The sequence below is a fragment of the Pontixanthobacter rizhaonensis genome, from assembly GCF_012972675.1.
Taxonomy (GTDB): Bacteria; Pseudomonadota; Alphaproteobacteria; order Sphingomonadales; family Sphingomonadaceae; genus Pontixanthobacter; species Pontixanthobacter rizhaonensis.
Genome location: NZ_JABCRE010000003.1, coordinates 399,379 through 413,367, shown reverse-complemented (window position 1 = coordinate 413,367; position 13,989 = coordinate 399,379). Strand labels below are relative to the sequence as shown.

At 56.2% G+C, this 13,989-nt stretch carries 15 protein-coding genes; 7 read left to right on the top strand and 8 right to left on the bottom strand.

Annotated elements, in window-relative coordinates:
- Positions 1-2 precede the first annotated feature (2 nt).
- The gene (locus tag HKD42_RS09800) at positions 3-725 is read right to left on the bottom strand and encodes an ABC transporter ATP-binding protein (RefSeq protein WP_211483576.1); all 723 of its coding nucleotides are present in this window, start codon (positions 723-725) and stop codon (positions 3-5) included.
- Complete coding sequence (locus tag HKD42_RS09795) at positions 722-1,858, bottom strand: FtsX-like permease family protein (RefSeq protein WP_170012890.1); 1,137 nt, start codon at positions 1,856-1,858, stop codon at positions 722-724. The genes HKD42_RS09800 and HKD42_RS09795 overlap by 4 nt, the downstream gene beginning before the upstream one ends.
- Before the next feature lie 115 nt (positions 1,859-1,973).
- On the opposite strand from HKD42_RS09795, the gene HKD42_RS09790 reads away from it, so the two are divergent.
- The 3 genes from HKD42_RS09790 to HKD42_RS09780 all read left to right on the top strand — a co-directional run bounded on the left by HKD42_RS09790 (position 1,974) and on the right by HKD42_RS09780 (position 5,088).
- On the top strand, positions 1,974-2,591 hold the full coding sequence (locus HKD42_RS09790) for a TetR/AcrR family transcriptional regulator (protein WP_170012888.1): 618 nt from the start codon (positions 1,974-1,976) through the stop codon (positions 2,589-2,591).
- Between the two features lie 93 nt (positions 2,592-2,684).
- The gene (gene ftsH / locus HKD42_RS09785; RefSeq protein ID WP_170012886.1) at positions 2,685-4,634 is read left to right on the top strand and encodes an ATP-dependent zinc metalloprotease FtsH; all 1,950 of its coding nucleotides are present in this window, start codon (positions 2,685-2,687) and stop codon (positions 4,632-4,634) included.
- Between the two features lie 79 nt (positions 4,635-4,713).
- Positions 4,714-5,088, top strand: a complete 375-nt coding sequence (locus HKD42_RS09780) for a hypothetical protein (RefSeq protein ID WP_170012884.1) — start codon at positions 4,714-4,716, stop codon at positions 5,086-5,088.
- Here HKD42_RS09780 and HKD42_RS09775 read toward each other — a convergent pair.
- Positions 5,085-6,173, bottom strand: coding sequence for a DUF3667 domain-containing protein (locus HKD42_RS09775; protein WP_170012882.1), 1,089 nt, complete (start codon positions 6,171-6,173; stop codon positions 5,085-5,087). The genes HKD42_RS09780 and HKD42_RS09775 overlap by 4 nt on opposite strands.
- 148 nt (positions 6,174-6,321) lie before the next feature.
- Complete coding sequence (gene rpoZ / locus HKD42_RS09770) at positions 6,322-6,666, bottom strand: DNA-directed RNA polymerase subunit omega (protein ID WP_170012880.1); 345 nt, start codon at positions 6,664-6,666, stop codon at positions 6,322-6,324.
- 183 nt (positions 6,667-6,849) lie between these two features.
- Between rpoZ and HKD42_RS09765 the strand changes: the two genes are divergently transcribed.
- On the top strand, positions 6,850-8,022 hold the full coding sequence (locus tag HKD42_RS09765; protein ID WP_343042306.1) for a phospholipase D-like domain-containing protein: 1,173 nt from the start codon (positions 6,850-6,852) through the stop codon (positions 8,020-8,022).
- 14 nt (positions 8,023-8,036) lie between these two features.
- Here the strand turns inward: HKD42_RS09765 and HKD42_RS09760 are convergent, their stop codons facing one another.
- The gene (locus HKD42_RS09760) at positions 8,037-9,563 is read right to left on the bottom strand and encodes a replicative DNA helicase (protein ID WP_170012878.1); all 1,527 of its coding nucleotides are present in this window, start codon (positions 9,561-9,563) and stop codon (positions 8,037-8,039) included.
- Positions 9,564-9,689: 126 nt separating this feature from the next.
- Here HKD42_RS09760 and HKD42_RS09755 point away from each other — a divergent pair, with 126 nt between their 5' ends.
- The 3 genes from HKD42_RS09755 to cdd are packed head-to-tail and all read left to right on the top strand — an operon-like array spanning position 9,690 to position 11,322.
- Positions 9,690-10,187, top strand: a complete 498-nt coding sequence (locus HKD42_RS09755) for a UPF0262 family protein (RefSeq protein WP_211483575.1) — start codon at positions 9,690-9,692, stop codon at positions 10,185-10,187.
- Positions 10,188-10,194: 7 nt separating this feature from the next.
- On the top strand, positions 10,195-10,896 hold the full coding sequence (locus HKD42_RS09750) for a GH25 family lysozyme (RefSeq protein ID WP_170012876.1): 702 nt from the start codon (positions 10,195-10,197) through the stop codon (positions 10,894-10,896).
- A gap of 21 nt (positions 10,897-10,917) precedes the next feature.
- Positions 10,918-11,322 (top strand): cytidine deaminase, encoded by a 405-nt coding sequence (gene cdd / locus HKD42_RS09745; RefSeq protein WP_170012874.1) that lies wholly within the window; start codon positions 10,918-10,920, stop codon positions 11,320-11,322.
- A 30-nt stretch (positions 11,323-11,352) separates the two neighbouring features.
- On the opposite strand, the gene HKD42_RS09740 is transcribed toward cdd, so the two are convergent.
- The 3 genes from HKD42_RS09740 to HKD42_RS09730 form a co-directional block, all read right to left on the bottom strand.
- On the bottom strand, positions 11,353-12,039 hold the full coding sequence (locus HKD42_RS09740; RefSeq protein WP_170012872.1) for a DUF4197 domain-containing protein: 687 nt from the start codon (positions 12,037-12,039) through the stop codon (positions 11,353-11,355).
- 102 nt (positions 12,040-12,141) lie between these two features.
- Positions 12,142-13,272, bottom strand: a complete 1,131-nt coding sequence (locus HKD42_RS09735; RefSeq protein ID WP_170012870.1) for a M14 family metallopeptidase — start codon at positions 13,270-13,272, stop codon at positions 12,142-12,144.
- Positions 13,269-13,880, bottom strand: coding sequence for a DUF4136 domain-containing protein (locus HKD42_RS09730; RefSeq protein ID WP_170012868.1), 612 nt, complete (start codon positions 13,878-13,880; stop codon positions 13,269-13,271). The genes HKD42_RS09735 and HKD42_RS09730 overlap by 4 nt, the downstream gene beginning before the upstream one ends.
- Positions 13,881-13,989: the final 109 nt, after the last annotated feature.

Below are 13,989 nucleotides of genomic sequence, written 5' to 3'. Positions count from 1 at the left end.
GGTTAATGGTCGTCCGGCATGTCGGTGCCGTCATGGGTGATGCGTCCGTCTTCCAGAACGAGGATACGGTCGGCGAGATCGAAAATGCGGTTATCATGGGTGACGATAATGACCGAGCGGTCCTCCGCCACGCCCACTTCGCGCAGCAGATCCATCACTTTGCGGCCCGATTTTGCATCGAGGGCAGCGGTCGGTTCATCGCAGACGACCAGTCTTGGTTCGTGAACCAGAGCGCGGGCAATTGCGACCCGCTGCTGCTGTCCGCCCGATAGCTGGTTGGGCAGCTTGGCCGCCTGATCGCCAATATTGAGCTTCTCCAGCATCGCCACGGCGCGCTCGCGCGCTTCGAGCCGGTTCATGCCTTGGGCGATCAAGGGCACGGCGGCGTTCGAGGCCGCATCAATCGAGGGGATCAGATTATATTGCTGGAAAATAAAGCCGATATTTTGCAGCCGGAAATTGACCAGCTCATTGTCCGACAGCGCATAGATATCGGTGCCGAAAACTTCCACATCGCCGTCGGTCGGCCACAAAATCCCGCACATGATCGAAATCATGGTGGTTTTGCCCGATCCGGATTCGCCCACCAGATAGGTCAGCTCTCCCGGGCAGACGTCCAGATCAATGCCGTGCAGGACGCGGATGGTCTGCTGTCCGGCTTTGAAATCGCGCGTGACACCGCGGGTGCGGATGGCGGGTTGGGGCTTGGTATCGGAAACGCTCATCTGAACACCGCCGCCGGTTCTGTTTTCATCACTCCGCGCAGGGCAATCCATCCGGTCAGCACAATGATCAGCACCATGGCGACCAGCGAAATCAGAGGCACTTGCCACGGGATATAGAACCCTTTGAACGTCGGATCGCCGGAGAAGGAGTAGATGAATGCGACCGTGCCCAGCACACCCAAACCATAGCCGATCATTCCGACCATAAATGCCTGTGCGGCAACCATTCCGGCAATTTTGCGGTTGGTGACGCCAATCGCTTTGAGAGCGCCGAACTGTTTGATGTTGTCGCGGATGAACAGGCTGAATGTCAGCCCGACAATCGCCACCCCGACAATGAAGCCGAGAATAACCGTTATCCCGAAATTCAGCGGAATTCCGGTATTTTCCATAATGAAATCGATGCCGTTCTGGGCAAGCTTTTCACGCGGGAGAGCCTTGAGGCCGGTCTTTTCCGATATGCGCGCGGCCAGTTCTTCGCTCGAAACCCCGTCCGATGTGCCGACCAGCACGAAACTCAACCGGTTGCGTGATCCCGGGACATAACGCAGCGCCTGACTATATTTGGTATAGAGAGCGACCTGGCTGGTGAAGCTCGGTATCGTATCCGCGACGCCGCGTATCACCGCGCGCTGATCGTTCAGTTCGAGCCGCTCGCCCACCGGGCTGATGCCGCCTTCAAACATACGCGTGGTGCCGACATCATCAATAATGACGCTGTCGGGTTGAAACAGAACCGACTTGCTGCCTTCAATCATACTGGGCGGCAGGCCGATCAAAGTGGCATCATCCACGCCGATAATCTCGACGCCTTCAAGATCGCCATCTTTCGTGCGCACCGATGCAACCGCGCGTAAATGCGGCACCGCCCAGTCAACTCCGGTTACGCCGCGCACTTTGTCCAGCGCGGTTGAGGGCATGGCAAAGTTGACCTCGGTGGTCCGGCTGACTTCGTCCATCACCCACACATCGGCCTCTGTGACGTTATACACGCCGCTCGCCCCGCGTTCGACCAGATTGACGAAAATCGTCAGCTGCTGGGTGATAAGCAAGGTTGAGAAGGCAATGCCAAACAGCAAGCCATAGAACTTTTGCTTGTCGCCGGTGAGCATTCGGATGGCGATCCAGAGCACGCAGATGCCTCTCGGTTGATGCGGGTTGTGATTCGTACATCACTACCCTACATATTGAACGGTATCGTTTAACTGAACGGAGCCGTTCACTTTGTCAAGAGAGCCCGCTGAAAAAATGAATTCGCGTATCGGCAGGCCTGCCGATGCGGCCAAGCGCGAGGCGATAATCGCGGCAGCATCCCGAATGTTTTTCGAGGTAGGGTTCGCGGCAACTGCGATTGAGCAAGTTGCCAGCAAGGCGGGTGTTTCCAAGGTGACAGTGTATAATCACTTCGGAGATAAGCGGGGGCTGTTCAAAGCCACGGTCGAACATGAGTGCGAAAAAATGCGCGACTATTTCGATCTGGATGTGAGCGAGGGCAAAGATCTGAGCCTGCGTTTGCGCGAACTGGGTGAAGCCATGACGGCGTTTTTGGCTCGTCCGGAAATGACCCGGTTTGAACTGCGCATCGCCGCTGAAACCGAGCATGAACCGGAAATCGGCCGCTCGTTCTTGCAGGCAGGCCCATATAATATGCGTCAGACTTTTGCAGGTTGGCTGGCGAATGAAGTGGAATGCGGCCGCTTGGAGATCGATGATCTGTATCTGGCCGCCGAACAATTTGTTTCGATGTGCAAGGGTTTTGCCGATCTGGAACGGCGTTTTGGCGCTGTAATGGATGCGCAGCGCAATCAGGAAAGGATTGATGGCGCGGTCCATGTGTTCCTCAAAACCTATGGTCGATCAGAGTAATCGAAAAACAAACCGGTCCGCTTATCCTTGCATTAGCTTGCCATTCACTTGTCCCACCCTACATTATCAAGGTGAGAAAGGACTCCTTCGCCGATGAACGACGATAACGAACCACAAGCACCCAACCCATGGATCAAGAGTTTGATGATCTGGGGTGGTATTTTTATGGCACTGCTATTGGTGGTGACCATGTTTGGCGGCGCTGGCCAGCCCGCCTCGACCGAGATCCAATATTCGGGTTTCCGCGATAAAGTCGCGGAAGGCTCTGTGGAGGAAGTCCAGATCGGTCCGGACAAGATTACCGGCAAGCTGAAAAACGGTGAATATTTCACCACCGTGCCTGTCGCAACGGACAGTAAGTTGACCGAGCTGCTGGAGGAAAAAGGCGTAACCTATTCCGGCGCAGCACGCGATACGATGAATCCGCTGCTTTATATCTTGATCCAGTCCCTGCCATTCATTCTGATTTTGGGCATTGCATTCTTTGCTCTGCGTCAGGTGCAAAAGGGTGGCGGCGCTGGTGGTGCGATGGGCTTTGGCAAATCCAAAGCCAAGTTGCTGACCGAGCGCTCGGGCAAAGTTACCTTTGACGATGTCGCCGGTATTGATGAGGCGCGCGAAGAACTGGAAGAAGTTGTCGAGTTTCTAAAAGACCCGCAGCGTTTTTCCAAACTGGGCGGTCAAATCCCCAAAGGCGCATTGCTGGTCGGTTCGCCTGGTACCGGTAAAACGCTGCTGGCCCGCGCTATTGCGGGTGAAGCAGGCGTGCCGTTCTTCACAATTTCGGGCTCTGACTTTGTTGAAATGTTTGTCGGTGTCGGCGCCAGCCGTGTCCGCGATATGTTTGAACAGGCGAAGAAGAATGCGCCGTGCATTGTGTTTATCGACGAGATTGACGCTGTTGGCCGCCACCGCGGTAATGGCGTTGGAAATTCCAATGATGAACGCGAGCAGACACTCAACCAATTGCTGGTCGAGATGGACGGTTTTGAAGCCAATGAAGGTATCATCATTGTCGCGGCAACCAACCGCCCCGATGTACTCGATCCTGCGTTGCTTCGTCCGGGCCGGTTCGACCGTCAGGTGGTTGTCCCGATCCCAGATATTGATGGACGGGAAAAGATCCTTGGCGTTCACATGAAGAAAACGCCTTTGGCGCCTGACGTAAATGCACGCACGATCGCGCGCGGGACACCCGGTTTCTCCGGTGCTGATCTGGCCAATCTGGTCAATGAAGCCGCGTTGCTGGCCGCGCGCCGTAACAAGCGTCTGGTCGCTATGCAGGAATTTGAAGACGCCAAAGACAAGGTCATGATGGGCACAGAACGCCGCAGCATGGTCATGACAGAAGAAGAAAAGAAGATGACTGCTTATCACGAGGCCGGCCACGCGCTGGTGTCGCTGAACGAGCCGGCATCGGATCCGATTCACAAGGCGACTATCATTCCGCGCGGCCGCGCATTGGGCATGGTCATGCGTTTGCCGGAACGGGACAATTATTCGTACCACCGCGATAAAATGCACGCCAACCTGGCGGTCGCGATGGGCGGACGTGTCGCAGAAGATATCATTTTCGGGCACGACAAAGTCTCCAGCGGGGCATCGTCAGATATCCAATACGCCACCGACCTGGCGCGGAATATGGTGACCAAGTGGGGTATGTCTGAAAAGCTTGGCCCATTGCAATATGAAGCCAGCCAGGAAGGTTATCTGGGCATGGGTCAGACGCAGCGCACAATGGGCGGTGCAGAGACCAACAAGCTGATCGATTCAGAGATCAAAGCGCTGGTTGAAGGCGGTCTGAAGCGTGCAGAAGACGTGCTGAAATCGCAGGAAGACAAGCTGCATCTGCTGGCTCAAGCGATGCTGGAATATGAAACGCTCACCGGCGATGAGATTAACCAGCTGATGGAAACGGGCAAGATGGACCGGCCTGACCAACCCACGGGAACGGGTACAGTGAAACCTGTTTCTGGTTCCACCATTCCCAAAGCCGGGAAAAAATTCGGTGGATCGGGCGGTGCAACGCCGCAAGGTGCCTGATACCGGCCAATACCGGTTCACCCGATATTCAATGCTAATCCAAGACAAGGGCTTCTGATTATTCAGGAGCCCTTTCTCTATGCGCTATGTTGCCCTCGCTGTTCTCTCTGCCAGTCTTGCTGCATCACCGCTCGCGGCCAAGGCTGGCGATATGTCACTGGCCGTCTTTATGCCCAAGGCTGAGGCGTTGATGGCGAAGGGGCCGCTGGCTGTTATGTCCAGCGAGATGGGCATCGTTAAAGGTGAAGTGGAGGGCGCTGCCAAGACCTATCGCGCGCGGATTACGAGCGACAAGAAAGCCGGTAAGGCCCCGCATAGCTGCCCGCCGAAGAAGGGCGCGATGGACAGTGGTGAATTGATGAAGCACTTCAGCACATACCCCGTATCCCGCCGGAGCAGCACGACCGTTCGTATGGCGTTCTTCGATCTAATGAAGAAGAAATACCCCTGCTAAAGCGCGCCCAGCAGCAGCAACAGCCACAGGAATATGAACACCACGCCAAACAGGATCATATTGGCGAGCGATATTGTGCGCCACAATGCCCCGCGGCGTGACAATTCATAGCCGTATTTGAGCTGTTTGTAGATGTGCAGAATGGGCACGAATATGCCTGACAATATCACAATCTGCAGCGGTACCCCGACGATCCCCAAAACTGACAATGCCAGATATAATAGCGACATAAACGCCAGCGAATAGGTAACGAAAATCGCGTGATCATAGACTTTGAAACGGCGCTTCCAGAAAAATAGCACCCACACAAACGGGACTGAAATGGGAATAAGCAACCACGAGAATTTGTAGCTGTTATTTTGCATCTTATACAGCATCAGGCTGGGGTTTTCGCGCCATTTCTTGATGATGCCATCGTCAAAGCTCTTGATCCCGGTGCCATTAAAGCTGACTTCAGAATTATCGCCTTGGCCCAGCACATCAGTGAGCTGCCCAATTCCCTTCGCCGCAGTTTCCAGATCTTGTAATCTGCGTTCCGCTTCTGCCCGTTCCGGATCATCTGGTGACAATTCGGATAGGCTGGCCCGCGCTTCGTCTATTTGCTGTTCGGCGTTGGCTTGGGCCTGCGTTAAATCCGGCTGCAGATCAGCCGATTGTTCGATGTTCGTTGGCGTGGTTATCCCGGCCAGCTGGAATACCGCAAACATCAGAAAGACCGAAAACAGGAACATCGCCATGGGCGATACAAATTTGGCCCGTTCCCCATTGATATAGCGCCGGGTAATTTCGCCGGGCTTGAACATCAGCAAAGGCAAGGTCCGCCACAGCTTCCCATCCAGATGCAACACACCGTGCATCAGATCGTGGCCAAACGCAGCCAAGGTACGGTGTAAATGGGCTTTCTGCCCGCACTGGCTGCAATACGGGCCGGTGATGGCGGCCCCGCAATTCAGGCATTCGCTTTCATCGAAGTGGCCTTTGGTGGCCGCCTGCGCTGCACCTTCGCCATGTTCATTTTCCACTGCCCGGGCAGCCAAGCCGCCCTCTGCAATTTGCCCCACTGCTTCGATGCCGTCCCCGCTCATATTGGCAACGTAGCGAAGGCTGCTTCAGAAGGCGAGTATGTTGTCCGAACGAGAAAGGCCGCCCCGATAAGGAGCGGCCTTCTCATGACCTGGCGGGGCCTATGTCCAGCGTATAAGCGGGATCAAACCCGGTGGGCCGCCGGAGCTATTAGCCCTCGTAATCGGAACCGATCGAGGTTGAGCGGGTCGGCGCAGATGCCGTAATCCGCAATGCTTCCGCAGATTGGCTCAGCGATGCGACTTCATCCGCTTCGTCTTCATCGTCCGGCAGGATTTTCTGCAAGCTGGTGACGACGCCTTCTTTCAAGTCTTTCGGCTTGATCGTTTGCTCGGCAACTTCGCGCAGAGCAACAACCGGGTTCTTATCCCGGTCACGGTCGAGGGTCAGTTCAGCACCGCCAGAAATCTCGCGTGCGCGCTGTGCGGCAAGCAAAACAAGATCAAAACGGTTAGGAACCTTATCAACGCAATCTTCGACGGTAACGCGCGCCATGGGCACTCCGATAAAACAAGTGTTTCGGGAAAGAACGCCAAATAGGCAGAGCTTGCGCGCGAGTCAAGAATTTGCGGGCCATCGCCGCAGTCAACAGCATGAGATCAGCAGCAGGGAGGCAATAGCATTGGGGCAACAGCATGGGGGGTTGCCGCGGCGTTGCGGCATCGCCAGATAGGAAACGTGCCCGACACAGCTTCCTCTCTCGAATATAGCGACCCGTCACCGTTTTCGGTCGACGCCCAAGGCACGGCTTTCACCTTCTTGCCATCCGGGCGTGATCGCCTGCAAATGTTGCTGGATGTAATCACACAGGCGCAGACGTCGCTGCGCGTATTCTACTATATGTTTCAAGATGACGGAGCCGGGCGGCAAGTGCGCGATGCGCTTGCTGATGCGGCCAAGCGCGGTGTCGATGTCAGGCTGCTGGTTGATCGGTTTGGCACCGATGCCAGCGATGGGTTCTTTGCCCCGATCATCGAAGCGGGCGGCTCGTTCGCTGTCTTCTCTGCCAAATGGTCGCGCCGTTACTTCATCCGGAACCATCAAAAGATGGTTGTGGCGGATAAGGAAACGGCATTGGTCGGCGGGTTCAACGTATCGGAACATTACTTTGCCCCCCCAAGTGAAAACGGATGGACCGATCTTGGGGTCCGGATGGTTGGCGGCGCAACCGAGCCGTTGTGCGATTGGTTCGAGAACCTTTGGAGCTGGGCAACCGACGGGACCAGCCAGTTCCGTGCCGTGCGCCAACTGGTGCGCGATTGGGAGCCCGGCGATGGCCCGGTGCAGCTTACCGTGGGCGGCCCCACCCGGGCCCCCAGCAATTGGGCGCGGCGGGTTAAACGGGACTTGATACGGGCCAAACGGCTCGATCTGGTGATGGCGTATTTCTCCCCACCGCTGAGCTTCCGGCGATTAATCAAGCGGATTGCAAAACGGGGTGCGGCGCGCCTGATAATGGCGGGTAAATCGGATAATGGAGCGACCATTGGCGCTGCGCGTGCGCTATATGGCGGGATGCTGCGCAAAGGCGCGGACATTTATGAATTCCAGCCGAGCAAGCTTCATATGAAGCTGATCGTGATTGATGACATTACCTATTTCGGCAGCGCCAATTTTGATCACCGATCCATCAGGCTGAATTTGGAAATGATGTTCCGGGTGGAGGATGCGGCCTTGGCGCAGCGGATGCGGGAATTTATCGATGATCTGGCAGACGCGTCACAGCACGTCACCTATGCCGTGCACAAACAGCGCAGCAACCCCTGGACCCAGCTGAAATGGCGGCTGGGATGGTTTTTGGTGACGACGCTGGATTACACCGTCACCCGCAGTCTGAATGCCGGGAATTAGGTGTAGCGGATTAATTAAAGCGAGCTGTCGTAATTGGCACGTGGATCGTCATCGGCAAGGTCGGAGAATTTGGTGATCCGCGCTTCAAATTTCATCCGCACTTTGCCGGTGGAACCGTGCCGCTGTTTCGCGACCACCAGTTCGGCGAGCCCGAATACCTGTTCCATTTCTGCCATCCATGCTGCGTGCGCTTCATGAACCTTTTGATCATCGGTTTCGATGGGCCGTTTGGGTTCTTTTGATTGGACGTAATAATCCTCCCGGTAGACGAACCAGACCATATCCGCGTCTTGTTCAATCGAACCGGATTCGCGCAAATCGGACAGCATCGGTGTTTTGTCTTCGCGTTGTTCCACCGCCCGGCTGAGCTGGGACAGCGCAATCACGGGCACTTCCAATTCCTTGGCCAGCGTTTTCAAACCACGGGAAATTTCCGAAATCTCGTTGACCCGGTTGTCATTCGCGCGGCCGGTTCCTTGCAGCAATTGCAGGTAATCGACCACGATTAAACCGATGTCATGTTTGCGTTTCAGACGCCGTGCGCGCGTGCGCAACGCTGCGATCGTCAGCGCAGGCGTATCATCGATAAATAGCGGCAGATCGGCAAGGCGCTGGCTGGCAAAGCTGAGCCGTTGGAAATCCTCGCGGCTAATCTTACCCATCCTCAACGCTTCTGATGAAATACCCGCTTGTTCCGACAAAATACGCGTGGCCAGCTGGTCTGCGCTCATCTCCAGACTGAAAAAGGCGACCGGCGCTCCAACCGACTTTTCAATCCCGTCTGCCTGATCGCGCAAAAATCTGTCCGCACAGTTAAATGCGATATTGGTGACGAGCGAGGTTTTACCCATGCCGGGGCGGCCAGCCAGAATGATCAAATCGGAATCGTGCAAGCCACCGATCTTCTGGTTGATACTGGTCAGACCGGTCGTCTTGCCGGAGATACTGCCGCCAGAATTAATCGCGGTTTCAATCAGGCCCAGCGCTTTATGCGATGCCAGGCTGAAGGAAGAGGCTTCGCTTTGTCCGCCGGCGCCTTCTGCGACATTGAACAGAGACGCTTCAGCCAATTCAATCTGCTGCATCGGCGCGACGTCTACCGACGTATCCAGAGCGCCCTCGACCAGATTGCGCCCGACGCTGACCAGTTCCCGCAACAATGCCAGATCGTAAATTTGCTGCGCCAATTCACGCGGGGCGAGCAGGCCCTGGCCGTCTGCTGTCAGGCGGGCGAGGTAAGTGATCCCGCCCAGCTCTTTCAACGCTTCATCTGCCTCAAAATAAGGTTTCAGCGTAACGGGCGTCACAACCGCACCGCGATCGAGCAAGGTCAGCACGCGTTCGTAGACGCGCTGATGGACCGGTTCAAAAAAATGCTCGGGGCGAATCGTCGTCGGCAGTTCTTCAATCACCCGGTTGTCGATCAGCACGGCACCCAAATATGCCGCCTCAGCCTCTATATTCGCGGGCAGTGCAGGGCTTTTTACCGTCACATCGTTGGTATCAGGGGAAGGGCGCTCAAGAAGATCATGCTCGGTCATGGGGCGTCTTTGCGCGGGCCGAGCACCCAATGGCAAGGCAATTGCGACAAATCGGTTTGTGGATAGTGGGGATGACTGCCGAAAGGGTTGCGCCGCCCCCTCTGCATCTGCGAAGGGAGGCGCTCTATGCCGGATATTCCAAACCCAAATTGGCGGATTGCCGATATCACGCTCGACGAGGATACGATCCTGTGGCGCAGCGCGGATATTGAGCAGGAACGGCGAGTCGCAATCTTCGATTTGATCGAAGAAAATACCTTCAAACCGGTTCGCGCGGCAGAGGCCGGGCATAATGGCCCGTACCATTTGGCATTGGCCGTGCAGGATGGCCGTTTGGCGCTCACGATTACCACGCCAGAGGGGCAATTGCTCGAATCGCTGATCTTGGGTCTGGCCCGTTTTCGCCGCCCCATCCGGGATTATTTTGCGATTTGCGATAGTTATTATCAAGCGATCCGCAAAGCGACTCCAACAGAAATCGAAACGATCGATATGGCACGCAGGGGTGTTCATAATGGCGCAGCGGAATTGCTGTTGGAACGGCTGGAAGGCAAAGTAGAAACCGACTTTGCGACTGCGCGCCGACTGTTTACGCTGATCTGCGTGCTTCATATTAAGGGATAGCTGGGCAGTGGCGCGCAAACGAAAATCCCGTGGGTGGCTGTGGCGCGCAATTGCCCTGCTGCTGCTATTGGTTGCTGCGGGGGCAGTGTGGCTGTGGTGGGATGTGCAGCACTGGACGCCGGAAGAAAGTGTCTATCCCGACCAAGGCGCATTTGTCGGTGCCGGTAATGGCTTGGTGAACTTTCGGACCTTGGGCGCGATCGGTGCTAGTTTTGTCTATCTGGAAGCGAGTGAGGGTGCCAAGGGACAAGACGCCCGGTTCACCCGCAATTACGCTGCGGCCAAAGAAGCCGGTTTACAGGTCGGGGCGGCGCATAATTTCGATCCGTGTGTGCTGGCTGATGGCCAGTCGGCCAATTTTGCAACCATGGTCCCCCGCCAAGGCGATCTGCTACCGTCTGCAATTGCATTGACGATCACTGCCAAGGATTGTCCCAAACGCGTGAGCGATGCCGCGATTGAAAGCGAGTTGATGACCTTGATCAACCAGATCGAGAACCATACCGGCAAGCCAGCGATCCTGAAGATATCTGCGGAATTTGAGGAGCAATACGCGATCTCTGCCAAGCTGGAACGCAATTTGTGGGTCAGCCAGACGCGTTTTGCGCCGACTTATACGCAGCGCCCCTGGCTGCTCTGGTCGGCCAATCAGCATTTGCAGTCTGCCGCGTCTGAACAGCCCATCGAATGGGTCGCCGTGCAGCCATGATCGGGCTATGGGTACAGGCATATGACCGATGACAATCTGATCGCCGCAGCCCGCGCTGCGGCTGACAATTCATACTCACCCTATTCCAACTTCGCGGTTGGGGCCGCGCTTCGTTTTGCTGATGGCAGCGTTGTGACTGGCACCAATATCGAAAATGCGAGCTATGGCTTGGCGCTATGCGCAGAAACTGTCGCCGTGGCGAATGCGATGGCACAGGGTGTGCGCGGCGGCTTGGAAGCGGTGGCAGTGACCGGCCCCGCGGCGGATCCCATCACCCCCTGCGGCCGCTGCCGTCAGGTTCTGAACGAGCTGGCGCAGCTCGGCAGTACCGATCCGGACATTCTGTGTGTCGGCGCGGATACCGTAAGGCGCGTGAAGTTAAGCGTGCTGCTGCCAGAGGCATTCGGCCCCGCCAGCCTCACCTAACCAGCCTCAGATAGCCGTCTTGGCTGCGTCTTAGAAAAGACCCTTGAAGACTTTTCCGACGGTGTCCAAGGGGTTGGCGCGCAGGCTGCGCTCTTCCTTGCTCATATAGTTGAAGATACCGTCCAGCCCTTGATCGGTCACGGTCGTGCTCATGCCATCGCGTGACAGGCCGACTTTGCGGACAAAGCTGTGTTGCTGCGATAGAGAATCGAGCTGCCGATAGGCACCCAGATCGCCCAAAGCGGTGTCGATCAGCGGCTTCAATTTGCTGTGCAGATCATCATTGGCGCTGCTGCGCAGATATTGCGTTCCGCCATCGCCAGTTTTGACGATTCCGGGGACATCGTTGAAGGAAATATCGTTGATCGCGTTGCGGAAGATCGGCTTGGCTTCTCCGGCAGCGAGACCAGCGGCATTATTGACCGACTTAATCAGCCCATCAAGAATGCCCAGCTTCTGCCCTGCGCCCAGAATCGATCCAAGCAAACCGCCGCTATTGCCGACAAATGGCAGGCCGATGCGAACATCTTTGTCGCCGTAGAAAGCGCCGGGGACCGATAGCTTATCCAGCGCGCCATCCGATGCGGAACCCAGCAAGCTGCCAATATTGAGGCCTTGTGCTTGCGCCAAAGAACCAAATGGCAAGAGCGCGCCGACTGCCGCTGTGCCAATTATAAACCGCCGCCGATCAAAGGTTGCCTGCTTCTGCACTGTCATTCTCCTTCTATCCCCGCGCTAAAGTGTAGCGGAAAGCGGGCCAGAAGGTAAGTTGGGCGCAAACGAGTTTACATTGATGAAGCGTAGATGACTGGGAGCCTGTTAGCCGTCCAGAAATTCAAGCAAGGCAGCCAGACAATCGCGGCCCAGCATTTTGCAGCGTTCAGGCGACCAGTTCTGCTCTGCATCCGGCGCATCGTCATTGTCTTTATACGGCATTTCCAGCGTCATCGCGGGGCAGCCGAAACGGTGCGCTACTTGATTGGTCGACATCCCCAAATTGCCTTTGCCCGCCGGAGTTTTGGGATAACCCAGCTTGGTTTGGAAATCGGGTGTGCGCCGATCAAGGATCGCTTCGTAGCGATTATACTGGTCAAGATGGTCCTGGGTCAGGCCGGGAATGCCCTCGTACCCTGCAAGAAATACTGCGGGAATGGCTTCATCGCCGTGAATATCCATCGCAAAATCGACGCCGGTTTGGTCCATCTTGGCCAAAATGGCTTTTACCTCCGGTGCGCGGTTATCCGCCGGATCCAGCCATTCTCGGTTGAGATTGGCACCCACCGCGTTGGTGCGCAGATGGCCGCGGCGTGACCCGTCAGGATTGCAGTTGGGTACCACATGGAATGTGCATTTACGGCGCAATTCGCGGGCCACTGTATCGCTGAGGTCGGTCAGGCATTCCAGCGCGCCTTCCATCCACCATTCTGCTTGCGTTTCGCCGGGGTGCTGGCGGGCATAGAGCCAGACCTGTGTGTCACCCTCGCCAAAGCTGAGATAGTCGAGCGGTTGGCCATCGAGCGTTTCGCCGATCCGTTCATACGTCACATCTTCGCTGGCTGCGCATTCTGCCACCAGATCATGATGGCGCTCCATTGAATACGGCGCGAAGTACGCAAAATAGGCAATGTCGCTCGCCGGGGTGTGGCGAATGGTCAGCGTCCCGCCATTTTGCTTTGGGTCATAGGTTGTCGCTGCAACGCCCCAATATTCGCGGTCTTCGCTTACGCGGGCATTGTAATTTGGCCAGCCGCCCGGATAGGCAGAGCTTTCCATCTGCTCCATCTTGAGTTCGATTTCTTGCCCGGCCGCTCCGCAGACGCGGAAATGGAACCACTGCTTAAACTCCGACTGGTGATCGTGCTTGATCGCCAGACGGGCTGTTGTGCCATCAATGGCCAATACTTCGATATTGCCGCTGTCGAATGCGGCATCGATATGAATCTGTGTCAATTTGCGACCCTTACCTCAACGGTTTCACCATTATTGCCGGGAAACTCGCGGAACAGAGCGTCTGCGATTGCAGACGCGTTGGATGCGCTATCGGACAAAGATGAATTGTCACTTACCGCAAAGCTGGCGCGGCCTTCCCACAAAACATCACTAGACGCTGCATCGCGAATGCGAACCGCCATGTCCGTGCCAACCATTTCTCGCTGTCCGCCGCCAAGATTGAGGCCAATGCCCAATCCCAGACCTGAGCCGTAAGAACCGGTTGACCCGCCAACACCGACGCTGACGGGGTTTTGCTTACGCTCTTCCTGCGCGATATAGCGATCTACAGAAACTTGCGCGATATATTGCGCATCATCGCGGGCAACCTCGCGGTAACCCAGCTCTGTCAGTTCAGCCGCGAGCGCGGATTTGTAAGGCGACAGATCAACCGCAATCACTCCATCATCAGGGGCGCTTTCGATAAAGACTGTTCCTGTACCCAACTGGGCAACGGTGGCAGTTTGATGGAAGCGCGTGATTTCAACCGGGCTGACCCGCGGGCCAGCGACGCAGGCCGACAAGGTGGCTGCAAGAATAGCGGCAGCGGCAAAGTTCTGCATTTTCATAAGACGTCTCCTGAAATCCCCATACGCGGCTTAGCCAGCCGATGCCAGACTGCCTGAGGCAAAGACTGGTAAACAAACTTGTCCGGCGTTAACTAATCGCTTGGCCTGA